11 protein-coding genes are annotated in these 13,682 nt (G+C 64.4%); 10 read left to right on the forward strand and 1 reads right to left on the reverse strand.

The genetic code is table 11. The features are described from left to right. Positions 1-18: 18 nt before the first annotated feature. From BLA15945_RS28480 to BLA15945_RS28515, 8 genes are all read left to right on the forward strand, one after another. On the forward strand, positions 19-1,908 hold the full coding sequence (locus BLA15945_RS28480; protein ID WP_174993940.1) for an ATP-dependent nuclease: 1,890 nt from the start codon (positions 19-21) through the stop codon (positions 1,906-1,908). Between the two features lie 599 nt (positions 1,909-2,507). Continuing rightward, a complete protein-coding gene (locus tag BLA15945_RS28485) occupies positions 2,508-3,644 on the forward strand; it encodes a muconate/chloromuconate family cycloisomerase (protein ID WP_174993941.1) in 1,137 nt (378 codons plus the stop codon). Between the two features lie 51 nt (positions 3,645-3,695). Continuing rightward, the gene (gene catA / locus BLA15945_RS28490; protein ID WP_174993942.1) at positions 3,696-4,640 is read left to right on the forward strand and encodes a catechol 1,2-dioxygenase; all 945 of its coding nucleotides are present in this window, start codon (positions 3,696-3,698) and stop codon (positions 4,638-4,640) included. Between the two features lie 113 nt (positions 4,641-4,753). Further along, positions 4,754-6,112 (forward strand): Rieske 2Fe-2S domain-containing protein, encoded by a 1,359-nt coding sequence (locus BLA15945_RS28495; RefSeq protein ID WP_059241926.1) that lies wholly within the window; start codon positions 4,754-4,756, stop codon positions 6,110-6,112. Then, positions 6,109-6,597 carry a benzoate 1,2-dioxygenase small subunit gene (gene benB, locus BLA15945_RS28500; RefSeq protein ID WP_174993943.1) on the forward strand — a complete coding sequence of 163 codons (489 nt, stop codon included), beginning with the start codon at positions 6,109-6,111 and terminating at the stop codon, positions 6,595-6,597. The genes BLA15945_RS28495 and benB overlap by 4 nt, the downstream gene beginning before the upstream one ends. 40 nt (positions 6,598-6,637) lie before the next feature. Further along, positions 6,638-7,660: a benzoate 1,2-dioxygenase electron transfer component BenC gene (benC, locus tag BLA15945_RS28505; RefSeq protein WP_059241922.1), complete on the forward strand. Its 1,023-nt coding sequence runs from the start codon at positions 6,638-6,640 to the stop codon at positions 7,658-7,660. Continuing rightward, a complete protein-coding gene (gene benD, locus BLA15945_RS28510; protein ID WP_174993944.1) occupies positions 7,657-8,433 on the forward strand; it encodes a benzoate diol dehydrogenase BenD in 777 nt (258 codons plus the stop codon). The genes benC and benD overlap by 4 nt, the downstream gene beginning before the upstream one ends. Before the next feature lie 85 nt (positions 8,434-8,518). Beyond that, positions 8,519-8,917, forward strand: a complete 399-nt coding sequence (locus BLA15945_RS28515; RefSeq protein WP_059241917.1) for a RidA family protein — start codon at positions 8,519-8,521, stop codon at positions 8,915-8,917. Between the two features lie 30 nt (positions 8,918-8,947). Here the strand turns inward: BLA15945_RS28515 and BLA15945_RS28520 are convergent, their stop codons facing one another. Continuing rightward, positions 8,948-9,886 (reverse strand): LysR family transcriptional regulator, encoded by a 939-nt coding sequence (locus BLA15945_RS28520; RefSeq protein ID WP_059241915.1) that lies wholly within the window; start codon positions 9,884-9,886, stop codon positions 8,948-8,950. 455 nt (positions 9,887-10,341) lie between these two features. On the opposite strand from BLA15945_RS28520, the gene BLA15945_RS28525 reads away from it, so the two are divergent. After that, positions 10,342-11,478: a porin gene (locus tag BLA15945_RS28525; protein ID WP_059241913.1), complete on the forward strand. Its 1,137-nt coding sequence runs from the start codon at positions 10,342-10,344 to the stop codon at positions 11,476-11,478. Between the two features lie 91 nt (positions 11,479-11,569). Continuing rightward, positions 11,570-13,426, forward strand: a complete 1,857-nt coding sequence (locus BLA15945_RS28530) for a tannase/feruloyl esterase family alpha/beta hydrolase (protein ID WP_174993945.1) — start codon at positions 11,570-11,572, stop codon at positions 13,424-13,426. The last annotated feature ends 256 nt before the right edge of the window (positions 13,427-13,682 follow it).

Here is a 13,682-nt window from a genome sequence, read left to right on the forward strand (position 1 = left end):
AAATATCAGAGGCCCGAAATGAAGATCCAATCCGTTCGCATCCGAAACTTTCGCACGTTGAAAGACGTATTGATCCCGTTCGATTCCGTCACGACCTTCATTGGACCGAACGGTGCCGGCAAGTCAACAGTGCTTCGTGCGCTTGATTGGTTCTTCAACGGCAAACCCGGCTCGCTAACGGAGAAGGACTGCTCTTTTGGGGCAATCGACGAAGATATTGAAGTCCAGGTGACATTCGCAGAACTGACGGAAAAGGATCGCGAGGCGCTTGGGAAATATGCACCGGAAGGAGTTGCTACGTTTACCGCATGGAAGCGCCGATCCCATGATGGCGCTGACGTTCTCTCTGCCAATGCGAAGGGGTTTCCGGACTTCAATGCGATCAAGGAGGCAGGCGGTGCAACGGCGAAGAAAGAGCTGTATGCCAATCTCCGACGGGAGCGTCCGGAGCTTGAGCTGCCTGCGGCAAATACTGGCCCAGTTGTCGAACAAGCAATGACGGCGTGGGAGGCGGCTCACATCGATCAACTTATTGATGCGCCCGAAGCTCTGCAAACCAACTTCTTCGGCTTCAACAGCGGTGGCAAGATGAGCGGACTCTTCGACTTCGTCTTGGTCACGGCCGACCTTCGAGCAAGCGAGGAGTCCATCGACGGGAAAGCAAGCATCATTGGGCGAATCCTTGAACGATCGATTGAGCGATCGGCTGCCGATGCAGCAATCGCTGAAATCGTTGCGGAGTCGCTGGCAAAGCAGCAAAAAGTGTATGAAGAGAAGTTCAAGGAGCAGCTTGGGACTATCACAACGCAGCTCAACGAAGTCGTCACAACCTATGCGCCTGGCCGGACAATCACGGTTTCTCCGGCTGAAGTAGAGCTCAAGCCCCCCCGCACGACATTTGATGTGGCCGTGCGCGATGGCACCACTGAGACTGCTGTGGAGCGGCAAGGGCACGGTTTTCAGCGCACGCTGCTGATCTCGGCTCTACAACTCTTGGCGCAGTCGGGCGCAGCCTCTACTGAAGGAGTCATCTGCTTGGCAATCGAGGAGCCTGAACTTTTCCAGCATCCGATTCAGGCGCAGACCTTTGCAAAGGTACTCAGATCGCTAGCCGAAGATGCCAGCAAGCGCATTCAGATAACCTATGCGACGCATAGCCCTTATTTCCTTGAGTCGCGCCATTTCCATCAAGTTAGACGACTGACTAGATCAACCGATGAAATCCCGGTGGTGACGGTGCATTTTTCCACGGTTGAGGATGTGAAGGCTCGGCTGATTGGGATAGTGGATGGTGATGTGGTCGACCGCAGACTCGACCATAACGTGGCGGACCAACTCGCCACAGCGCTTTTCGCGAATCGTGCGTTTCTTGTAGAGGGGCCCACCGAATCTGCGGTGTTTTACGGCATTGGGGATAGAACGTCTCCCGGCGCCCTTGAAGCAGCGGGAATTTCGATCGTTTCCGTGGGTAGCAAAACGTCAATCCCCCTTGCGCATGCGATTCTGCAATCTATTGGTGTGCCAGTCTACGCACTGTTCGATGCCGATGGCGGATTTGAAGCACGAGCCAAAGCCAAAAACAAAAAGCAAGACGACATAGACCGGGAACGTAACAATCACGCAGTGGAGAACCGGAAGTTAGCGAGGTACTTCGGTTTGCCGGAAGAGGACTTCCCATCTGCAACCATTTCCGACGTGGTGGCTATATTTGATGACAACCTTGAAACATTCCTTTCAGTTAACTGGGGCGAGTGGACGGCTGCTTGCGAGAGTGTTGAGACTGAGACGGGGATAAATCTGGCAAAGAACCAACTTGCATACCGGACGGCAACACTCCGATCGGAGGGGGTAGTGCCTGAAATGCTTGCTCAGATTCTCACTAGGGCGCGGGGGTTTGTGCTGGACTGAGCGCTCGTCCCTCACGATCGGATGGCCGGTTATCGCGGAGTAACCGACTATTGAGCGTCCGAACGCTGCCGCGTGCGAACGACCGCTTGTGGCCGGCAGCCGCCGGTCATGATCTCCGGTAACTGGCTGAACGGCGAACTTCAGCGGTTCCGTGCGGGCCGCTGGTAAACTCGGGCAACTTCTGATGAACGACGGGCATCGCCATCGACCGTCGACATCCGCTCCCCGATTCCTTCCGGTTGTTCGCAGAAACCAACGCCGAAGCGGAAGGCCGGACGGCCAGCCCCACCATTTTCCCCATCAGGAAAACCCTGATCGACTCGGCAGGGCCGCCGGTTTCAGCCGGTTTTCCCGCTGTCACAAGCCGCTGCAGTGCGCGCCCGCCCAAGCGATACCCCGAACCCGCACGACCGCGCTCCATCAAGCCTCTCAGCCCGCATACCTAGCCAAAAAAGGTATGGCGCACCGCAATATTTCGCATGATGAGCGCGATTTTAATACCCACCAGGTATCAAAAGTCCCGCCCAAAAGTATTGGACGCTCCATTTCCCCGCCGCGTATAAATCCGTTCCATGAACACCCCCCACGCAGCGTGCCCCATGTCCTCCGTCACCATCGAACGCATCGAAACCCGCCTCGTTGACCTGCCGACGATCCGCCCGCACAAGCTGTCGGTGGCGACGATGCACGGCCAGACGCTGATGCTCGTGCAGGTGTTCTGCAGCGACGGCGTGACGGGTATCGGCGAAGGCGCGACGATCGCGGGGATGGCCTACGGCCCGGAAAGCCCCGAAGCGATGAAGCTCGCGATCGACGCGTATCTCGCTCCGGCAATCGTCGGTCGTGACGCGACGCGCATCCAGACGCTGATGGCGTTCCTCGGCAAGCTTGCGAAGGTCAACCACTTCGCGAAGAGCGCGCTCGAAACCGCGCTGCTCGACGCGCACGGCAAGCGGCTCGGCGTGCCGGTCAGCGAACTGCTCGGCGGCCGCCGGCGCGATCGCCTGCCGGTCGCGTGGACGCTCGCGTCGGGCGACACGGCCACCGACATCGCCGAAGCCGAACGGATGCTCGACCTGCGCCGCCACAACGTATTCAAGCTGAAGATCGGCGCGAAGTCGCCGGAGACCGATATCCGGCACGTGGCCGAGATCAAGAAGGCGGTCGGCGATCGCGCGTCGGTGCGCGTCGACGTGAACATGGCGTGGAGCGAAACGCAGGCCGCGCGCGCGATTCCCGCGCTGGCCGATGCGGGCTGCGAGCTGGTCGAGCAGCCGGTCGCGTCGGCCGCGGCGCTGGCGCGCCTGATGCGCCGCTTCCCGGTCGCGCTGATGGCCGATGAAATCCTGCAGGGCCCCGACAGCGCATTCGACATCGCGAAGCATCACGGCGCGGACGTGTTCGCGATCAAGATCGAACAGAGCGGCGGCCTCTTTGCCGCGCAGCGCGTGGCCGCGATCGCGGATGCCGCCGGCATCGAGCTGTATGGCGGCACGATGCTCGAAGGCGCATTCAGCACGGTCGCGTCCGCGCACCTGTTCGCGAGCTTCGCGAACCTGCAGTGGGGCACCGAACTGTTCGGGCCGCTGCTGATCACCGAAGAGATCCTGACGCAGCCGCTGGATTACAGCGACTTCGAACTGACCGTGCCGGACGGCCCCGGTCTCGGCATTGAACTCGACGAAGACAAAGTCAGGCGTTTCACCCGCGACGGACTGATCAAAGTCGCGCGGTAGCCCGAGTCAGGCACAGCCGTCATTCCCCCCAATACACGTGGAGACACCATCATGAGCGTCAAAGTTTTCGAAACCCGGGAAGTGCAGGATCTGCTGAAGGCCGCATCGAACGCGGGCGCGGACAACGCGAAAGGCGGCAACGCGCGCACGCAGCAGGTCGTGCTGCGCCTGCTCGGCGACCTGTTCAAGGCGATCGACGATCTCGACATCACGCCCGACGAGGTGTGGGCCGGCGTCAACTACCTGAACAAGCTCGGTCAGGATGGCGAAGCAGCGCTGCTCGCGGCTGGCCTCGGTCTCGAGAAGTACCTGGACATCCGGATGGACGCCGAAGACAAGGCCGTCGGCCTCGACGGCGGCACGCCGCGCACGATCGAAGGGCCGCTGTATGTGGCCGGCGCGCCGGTGCGCGACGGCGTGTCGAAGATCGACCTCGACGCGGACGACGGCGCGGGCCCGCTCGTGATCCACGGCACGGTCACGGGCCTCGACGGCAAGCCGGTCGCGGGCGCGCTGGTCGAATGCTGGCACGCGAACTCGCACGGCTTCTATTCGCACTTCGACCCGACCGGCAAGCAGAGCGATTTCAACCTGCGCGGCGCGGTGAAGACGGGCGCGGACGGCAAGTACGAATTCCGCACGCTGATGCCGGTCGGCTATGGCTGCCCGCCGCATGGCGCGACGCAGCAATTGCTGAACGGCCTCGGCCGCCACGGCAACCGCCCCGCGCACGTGCACTTCTTCGTCGACAGCAACGACCACCGCAAGCTGACGACGCAGTTCAACATCGACGGCGACCCGCTGATCTGGGATGACTTCGCGTATGCGACGCGCGAGGAACTGATCCCGCCGGTGGTCGGCAAGACCGGCGGCGCGGCGCTCGGCATGAAGGCCGATGCGTACCAGGACATCGAGTTCAACTTCGTGCTGACGCCGCTGGTGCAGGGCAAGGACAACCAGATCGTCCACCGCCTGCGCGCAGCCGCGACGGCGTAACCACCCTGCGGCGCGGCGCGCATGCGTCGCCGCCGGCCGGGTTTCCGCGAGATTCAACTGAAACCGATGCGAGCGTGCTTGCAGGACGCGGCACGCGCATGGGAGGAGCCAACATGTCCGCCACGATCGATCAAGCCAACGAACTGGATCACCTGCTCGCCACCGCCGTGCAGGATGACAAGGAGGCCGGCGTATTCCGCTGCCGCCGCGACATCTTCACGAACGAGGAGCTGTACGCGCTCGAGATGAAGCACATCTTCGAGAGCAACTGGGTGTACCTGGCGCACGAAAGCCAGATTCCGGCCAACAACGACTACTACACGACGTGGATCGGCCGCCAGCCGATCGTGATCACGCGCGACAAGACCGGCGAGCTGCACGCGGTCATCAATGCCTGCGCGCACAAGGGTGCGATGCTGTGCCGCCGCAAGCACGGCAACAAGGGCAGCTTCACGTGCCCGTTCCACGGCTGGACCTTCTCGAACACCGGCAAGCTGCTGAAGGTGAAGGACGAGAAGACGACCGAGTATCCGGTGCAGTTCAACACGCACGGCTCGCACGACCTGAAGAAGGTTGCGCGCTTCGAGAACTATCGCGGCTTCCTGTTCGGCAGCCTCAGCGCCGACGTGCTGCCGCTCGAGGAGTACCTCGGCGAAGCGCGCGTGATCATCGACCAGATCGTCGACCAGGCACCGGACGGGCTCGAAGTGCTGCGCGGCAACTCGTCCTACATCTACGAAGGCAACTGGAAGATGCAGATGGAGAACGGCTGCGACGGCTACCACGTCAGCACCGTCCACTGGAACTACGCGGCGACGATGGGCCGCCGCAAGGAAGACGGCACCAAGGCCGTCGACGCGAACAGCTGGAGCAAATCGGTCGCGGGCGTGTACGGGTTCGACAACGGCCACATCCTGCTGTGGACGCAGACGATGAACCCGGAAGTGCGGCCCGTGTACCAGCATCGCGACGAGATCCGCGCGCGCGTCGGCGACGTGCAGGCCGACTTCATCGTGAACCAGACGCGCAACCTGTGCGTGTACCCGAACGTGTTCCTGATGGACCAGTTCAGCACGCAGATCCGCGTGGTGCGGCCGCTCGGCGTCGACAAGACCGAAGTCACGATCTTCTGTTTCGCGCCGAAGGGCGAGAGCGAGGCCGATCGCACGACCCGCATCCGCCAGTACGAGGATTTCTTCAACGTGACGGGCATGGGCACCGCCGACGATCTCGAGGAGTTCCGCGCGTGCCAGGCCGGCTATGCGGGCATCACGGCGATGTGGAACGACCTGTCGCGCGGCGCGCCGCTGTGGGTCGACGGGCCCGACGACAACGCGAAGAAGATGGGGCTGAACCCGCGCATTTCGGGCGAGCGCAGCGAGGATGAAGGGCTGTTCGTGTGCCAGCACGAACACTGGGTGCACGTGATGCGCGATGCGCTGAAGAAGGAACGCGGGGAGGTGGCAGCATGAGCTTCGATTTCCGGACCATTTGCGCGGCGCTGTATCGCGAAGCGCGCCTGCTCGACGATCGCCAGTGGGACGAGTGGCTGACCTGCTACACGGAGGACGTCACGTACTGGATGCCCGCGTGGGACGACGACGACCGGCCGACCGACGATCACCAGAGCCAGATCTCGCTGATGTATTACCCGGACCGCGGCGGCCTCGAGGATCGCGTGTTCCGCATCAAGACCGAGCGCAGCGGCGCATCGACGCCCGAGCCGCGTACCAGCCACAACGTGACGAACGTCGAGGTGCTGGCCGAACGCGACGACGAAGTGGACGTGCGCTACAACTTTCACACGTTGAACCACCGCTACCGCGTGACCGATCACTTCTTCGGCACGATGTTCGTCACGTTGCGCCGGGCGGGCGATGCGCTGCTGATTTCGCACAAGAAGATCGTGCTGAAGAACGACTACATCCGGCAGGTGCTCGACGTGTATCACGTCTGACGCCTGTTGACTTGTCATGAAAGGAAGTGGAGGTGACGCCATGTCCAGCTACAAGATTGCACTGAATTTCGAGGACGGGGTAACCCGCTTCATCGATTGCAAGGCCGGCGAGAAGGTTCTCGACGCGGCCTTCCGCGCGAAGATCAACCTGCCGATGGATTGCTCCGACGGCGTGTGCGGCACCTGCAAGTGCCGCGCCGAAAGCGGCAATTACGACCTCGGCGACGATTACATCGACGATGCGCTCACCGAGGACGAAAAGGACGGCGGTCTCGTGCTGACGTGTCAGATGGTGCCGCAAAGCGATTGCGTGATCGCGGTGCCGACCTCGTCGGTCGCGTGCAAGACCGGACAGAGCGGCTTCGCCGCGACGGTCACGAAGGTCGAGCAGCATCACGACGCGGCCGTCGTGCTCGAGCTCGACGTCGGCGCGGCTGCGCCTGTGTTCTTGCCGGGCCAGTACGTGAACATCGACGTGCCCGCGAGCGGCCAGCACCGCTCCTATTCGTTCTCGTCGGCGCCGGCCGACGCGAAGGTCAGCTTCCTGATCAAGAAGATTCCCGGCGGCGTGATGAGCACGTGGCTTGAATCGGCGCGGCCTGGCGACACGCTCGAACTGCACGGGCCGCTCGGCAGCTTCTACCTGCGCGACGTGCAGCGGCCGCTGCTGTTCCTCGCGGGCGGCACCGGCCTCGCGCCGTTCCTGTCGATGCTCGAAGTGCTGGCGCGCAGCGGCTCGCAGCAGAAGGTGCACCTGATCTACGGCGTGACGCGCGACCTCGATCTCGTGCTGGTCGACGCCATCGAAGCCTACGCGGCGAAGCTGCCGAACTTCAGCTTCGCGACGGTCGTCGCGGATGGGGAATCGAGCCATCCGCGCAAGGGCTGGGTCACGCAGCACATTCCGGCCGATGCGCTGAACGACGGCGACGTCGACGTGTATCTGTGCGGGCCGCCGCCGATGGTCGACGCGGTGCGCAAGTATTTCGACGACGAAGGCGTGAAGCCGAACAGCTTCCACTACGAGAAGTTCACCCCGAACGTCACGGCAAAGGCGGCATGACCATGCAACGATTCTCCGGCAAGGTTGTCGTCGTCACCGGCGCAGCGCAGGGCATCGGCCGAGGCGTCGCGCTGCGCGCGGCCGCCGAGGGCGGCAGGGTGCTGTTCGTCGATCGCGCGGATTTCGTCGCCGAGGTGGCGGCCGAGGCGACCGGTGGCGAGACGGCAGGCTTCGTCGCCGATCTCGAAACCTACGAAGGCGCGCACGCGGCGATCGTGCATGCGGTGCAGACGTTCGGCGGCATCGACATCCTGATCAACGGCGTCGGCGGCGCGATTCGCATGCGCCCGTTCGCCGAATTCGAGCCGGCACAGATCGATGCGGAAATCCGCCGCTCGCTGATGCCGACGCTTTATACCTGTCACGCCGTGCTGCCGCACCTGATCGCACGCGGCGGCGGCACGATCGTCAACGTCTCGTCGAACGCGACGCGCGGCATCCGTCGCGTGCCGTATTCGGCGGCGAAAGGCGGCGTCAATGCGCTGACGTCGGCGCTCGCGATGGAGTACGCGGAGCACAACATCCGTGTCGTCGCCACCGCGCCGGGCGGCACCAGCGCGCCGCCGCGCCGCGTGCCGCGCAATGCGGCCGGCGACAGCGCGCAGGAACAGGCGTGGATGGGCGAAGCCGTGCAGCAGGTGACCGAATCGACGTACTTCAAGCGCTACGGCAGCCTCGACGAGCAGATCGCGCCGATCCTGTTCCTTGCGTCCGACGAGGCGAGCTACATCACCGGCACGGTGCTGCCGGTCGCGGGCGGCGATACGGGTTGAGCGGCGCGCCGCCCGCCCGTGTTCATCGACAGCCTTCATCGACAACCAGACGGCCGGCGCATCGACGCCGGCCACGGAGACAGCCATGCATGAACGCAAAGCCATCGTTCCGGCGGGAATGGAAGCGGTGTACGAGAAGATCGGCTATGCGCCGGGCCTGAAGGTCGGCGATACGCTTTACGTCTCCGGCCAGATCGGCCGCGACGCGGCGATGCAGCTTGTCGACGGCCGCGAAGCGCAGATCGTGCAGGCATTCGAGAACCTGAAGCAGGTGCTGGAAGCGGCCGGTGCATCGTTCAACGACGTGGTCGACCTGACGACGTTCCATACCGACATGCGCGATCTGCCGCTGTTCATGCAGGTACGCGACCGCTATCTTCAGGCCCACCCGAAACCGGCATGGACGGCGGTCGGTGCACACATGCTGGGCGGCTCGCCCGGCTATCTCGTCGAAATCAAGGCGGTGGCGGTGCTGCCGGGTTGAGCGCGGCGGCGCATCGGGCCTGGCGCCCGCTCAGGCGCGTGCGGCCGGCGCGTCGCGTTCCGCTGGCGGCAGGTACGCCATGCCGTGCTCGTCGTACAGGTCGTAGATGAGCCGCAGCATGCGTTCGATGTCGTCGGACGCATCGAGCATGCGCATGCTCATGATGATCGGCGACACGAGCCGCGCGTCGTCCAGCTCCTGGTAGGACACGTCGTCGCGCTTGAGCCCGTACACGCTCTTCGGCACGATCGACACGCCTTCGCCCGCCGCGACGAGCCCGAGCGCGACCTGCAGCTCGCGTGTCTCCAGCACACGCGCCGGCTTGAGCGCACGATCGTGAAATGCGGCGAGTACCTGGTCCGCATAGCTCGGGCGCGGCGCGTTCGGAAACACGATCAGCGTTTCGTCGAGCAGGTCGTGCAGCGACAGCGCCGCGTTCGTTGCGCACAGCCGGTGGCCGAGCGGCAGCGCCGCGATCAGCGGTTCCTCGCGCAGCACGACGCGGCGCACGCTCGGGTCGTTGAGCCGGATGCGCCCGAAGCCGATGTCGATGCGGCCTTCCTTGAGCGCCTTGATCTGGTCCATCGTCGACATCTCGTGCAGGCTCAGTTCGACCTCCGCATGCCGCTGGCGATAGCGGCGAATCACCTTCGGCAGCATTCCGTACAGCGTCGAGCCGACGAATCCGACCGACAGGCTGCGTTCGATCTTGCCGACGCGGCGCGTCATCGATTCGAGCTCGGCCGTTTGCGCGAGCAACTGCACGGCATGCTGGTGAAAGAAGCGGCCGGTTTCGGTGAGCTTCAGCGGACGCGAATCGCGCTCGAACAGCAACGCGCCGAGTTGCTGTTCGAGTTGCTGGATCTGCCGGCTCAACGGGGGCTGTGCGATATGGAGCCTTTGTGCGGCGCGCGTGAAGCTGCGCTCCTCGGCAACCGCAACGAAATAGCGCAGATGGCGGAATTCCATGTTCGTTGGCGTCGAGTGGGGAGCAGGGGGGTGAGCGGGTCTCGCCATTCTATGGCAGCTACGACGCGAGCGTGACCGGTTTTTCGTAAAAATTAGTTCGGTTTGCAGAGCGATTCGCGAGGCATGACGGTCATCGATGCACCAAAGGAGGGCGGCCGGCCGATGCATACCTCGCAGATATGAACCGATACCCATTCGGTGTTGGACTGGCTATTTTTCGGTCGCTACTATCGCCGCAAACAGGTTGCAAGCCCGAACGGAATCATGCAACAAGGAGACGCCCCCGATCACATTCCCTTTTGACCGGCCGCCGGCGGCGAGTCGAGCGACAGCCTGATGGCGTTCGGCTCGCATGACGCGTCGATCCGGCCCGGTCGTTCAATCCGCACATGCCGGATTGCCGTTCAGTACCCCGAATCAACGAGAAATACCCCATATCAATGTTTGGAGACGGAATGAGATTTCAGCATCTCGCAGGCGGAGCTTTGCTCGGATTCGCGACGGCCGCTTGTGCGCAAAGCAGCGTGACGTTGTACGGCGTCATCGATACCGGCGTCGAATACGTGTCGCACGCCAATGCCGACGGCAAGGGTATCGTGCGCATGCCCTCGATCACCGGCGAGTTGCCGTCGCGCTGGGGGCTGCGCGGATCGGAGGATCTCGGCGGCGGTTACAAGGCCGTGTTCGCGCTCGAGAGCGGCTTCAATGTCGGCAGCGGCACGATGGGGCAAGGCGGGCGGCTGTTCGGCCGGCAAAGCTGGGTGGGCATCGAAAGCCCGTACGGCACGCTGTCGTTCGGCCGTCAGTACACGATGACCTATTACGCGGTGCTCGATGCCGACCTGCTCGGCCCGAACATCTACGGGCTGCCGTCGCTCGACGCATACATCCCGAACGGCCGCGCCGACAACGCGGTGGCATGGCGCGGCAAGTTCGGCGGGCTGACGGCCGGCGCGATGGTTTCGTTCGGCCGCGATTCGGCCGGGACCGGCAACTCGCCGGGGCAAGGCACGTGCGCAGGCCCGACACCGGGCGAAACGACCGTGTGCCGGCTGTGGTCAGCGATGCTCAAATACGATTCGACGTCGTTCGGCGCGGCCGCGTCGTATGAAGAGCAGCGCGGCGGCGGCGCGACGGCCGCTGCGAACTTCTTCGACGGCGTCAAGCCGTTGCCGCTGACGTCCAACGGCGACAAGGACGACCGCGCGCAGGTCAACGGCTACGTCAACGCGTTCGGTGTGAAGATCGGCGGCGGCTGGATCGGCCGCTGGGTCGACACCGATTCGTCGGGCGGCCCGAACGTGCACTCGAACCTGTTCTATCTCACCGCGAACTACTACGTGACGCCCGCGTTCCTGGTCGACGGCGGCGTCTATCACGTCAACGTGTCGGGCCAGGATGCGCGCGCGACGCTCGGCGCACTGCGCGGCACCTACTTCCTGTCGAAGCAGACGGCTGTTTATCTGCAGGGCGCCTACCTCGCCAACAGCGCGCATGGCGCGTTCACGATCAGCGCCGGCGGGGGCGGCACGACGCCCGCACCGGGGCAGAACCAGGTCGGTGTGATGGCCGGCATCCGGCACATGTTCTGAGCGGATCGCGTCGAACGGGCACCACGCGAATCGGCGCGTGCCGGTTCGCTTTCAAGAACGCAAATAACTCGAGAGAAGACGGAGGGGCGGTATGAATTCGACGACAAGCGGCAACGGCGGTCGCCGTGCATGGCGTGCGGGCGTGTGGGCGGTCGCGTCCGCAACGGCAATCCTGGCCTTGTCAGGCTGTAACGATCACGACGTGGAGGCGCCGGGAAGCGGCACGGCAACCGCCGCACTCGCATGCAACGACACGATGAAGACACGGTTCGTACCGGATGCGAACACCACCGTGATTGCGGTGAAGGCGTTCAAGGCCGGCGATCCGCTCGTGCTGACGGCATCGGCCGCCACGTCCGCGACGCCCGTCGCCGGCAGCGACCTGTGTCTCGTCAAGTTGAACGTGGGCCCGGGCAACGCGGGGCCGGCGGGCGCACCGTCGACGTCGGCCGGCATCGGCATGGAGATCTGGCTGCCGGCGCCGGCGAACTGGAATCACCGGATACACAACCTCGGCGGCGGTGGCTGGCAGGGCGGCGCGTATGACGACCCGACGCAGATCGCGAGTGCCGGCGGCGTGCCGGGCGCCGCGACGATCGCGGCCACCGAGGGGGCCGCGGTCGGCACGACGGATACCGGGCATGCCGTCCCGAACGGTTCGTTCGCGATGAATCCCGATGGCACGATCAACACGACGCTGTGGGGCGACTTCGCGCAGCGCAGCCTGCACGAACTCGCGCTGAAGACGAAGGCGCTGGTCGCCGCGTACTACGCGACGCCGCAGAAGTATGCGTACTGGGACGGCTGTTCGACGGGCGGCCGGCAAGGCTACAACGAGGTGCAGAACAACCCGTCCGACTACGACGGCTACCTGAACGGTGCGCCGGCATTCAACTGGTCGAGGTTCATTACGGGCGAACTCTATCCGCAAGTCGTTGCGCAAAGCGATCTCGGCGGCGTCACGCTGACCGACGCGCAACAGGCGCTGCTGTCGGGCGCGGCCGTCAGCGCATGCGACTCGGTCGGCGGCCAGCATCTCGGTTACCTGATGGACCCGGCGCAGTGCCGCTACGATCCGGCGCAGGACGCGAACGTGCTGTGCTCGGGCGTGAAGATCGGCGCGGTCACCGGGACGAACACGACGGCCGCGTGCGTGACGGCCGCGCAGGCGACGGCGATGAACAAGACCTGGTACGGAATGACACGCGACGGGGCGGTGCCGGGCCCGGCCGCCGACATTGGCACGGGCACGTCGCTCGCGAGCAACCAGCTGTGGTTCGGGCTGATGCGCGGGACGGTGACCGGTGCGCTGGCCGGCGCGTCGCCGTTCAGCATCTCGACCGACCTGGTCGCGCTGGAGCTGCAGGATCCGACGATGGCCGGGAGCAACTTCACGAACGCGACCGGAAACGGCGCGAACAGGTGGAAGGGGCTGGGCTATGCGGGTCTGGCGAACGCCTACGATCAGGGGATTGCATTGCAGCCGTCGTTCGGCAACATCAATACCGACAATCCTGACCTGTCGGGGCTCGTGAAGGCCGGCGCGAAGGTGCTGCACTATCACGGCCTGGCCGATCCGCTGATCACGCCGTCGGGCAGCATCAACTACTACGAACGCGTGGCGGGCCGGATGGGCGGCATTCCGGCCGTCCAGCAGTTCGACCGGCTGTTCCTGGTGCCGGGCATGGGGCATTGCAGCGGCTATGGCGGCGTCAACGGCACCGCCGGCCCTGCGCAAACGGCCGATACGGTGCCGTTGCCGCATGCCGATCGCCAGGACCTGTATGCGCAGCTGGTCAACTGGGTCGAGAACGGGAGCGCGCCGGCCCGCATCACGCTGACGTCGGCGGACGGCAGCGCGAGCCAGCCCGTCTGCATGTATCCGTCGAAGGCGACGTACAACGGCTCGGGGTCGATCAGGGACGCGGCGAACTATTCGTGCAAGTAAGGGCGGACACCACGTCGCCCATGCGCGGGCGGCGGCGATGCGTTGCGTCAGGCAGGCCGCAGGTGCCGGACGCACCGTGACCGCGGTGATTCGCTGGCTCGTCGATGCAATCGCGCGCAATGCGAGTACGCTGACCGGATCGCACATCGACGAAGCCGGGGGCGTGACCGGTATTCGCCGGCGCGGTATGTGCCGCGTGGCTGGATGGTGGGTGTTGCGGCGGGCCGCGCCAGGCCCCGGTGCCCGTCTTGCGGTC

Origin of the sequence: Burkholderia arboris (assembly GCF_902499125.1) — a bacterium.
GTDB lineage: Bacteria > Pseudomonadota > Gammaproteobacteria > Burkholderiales > Burkholderiaceae > Burkholderia > Burkholderia arboris.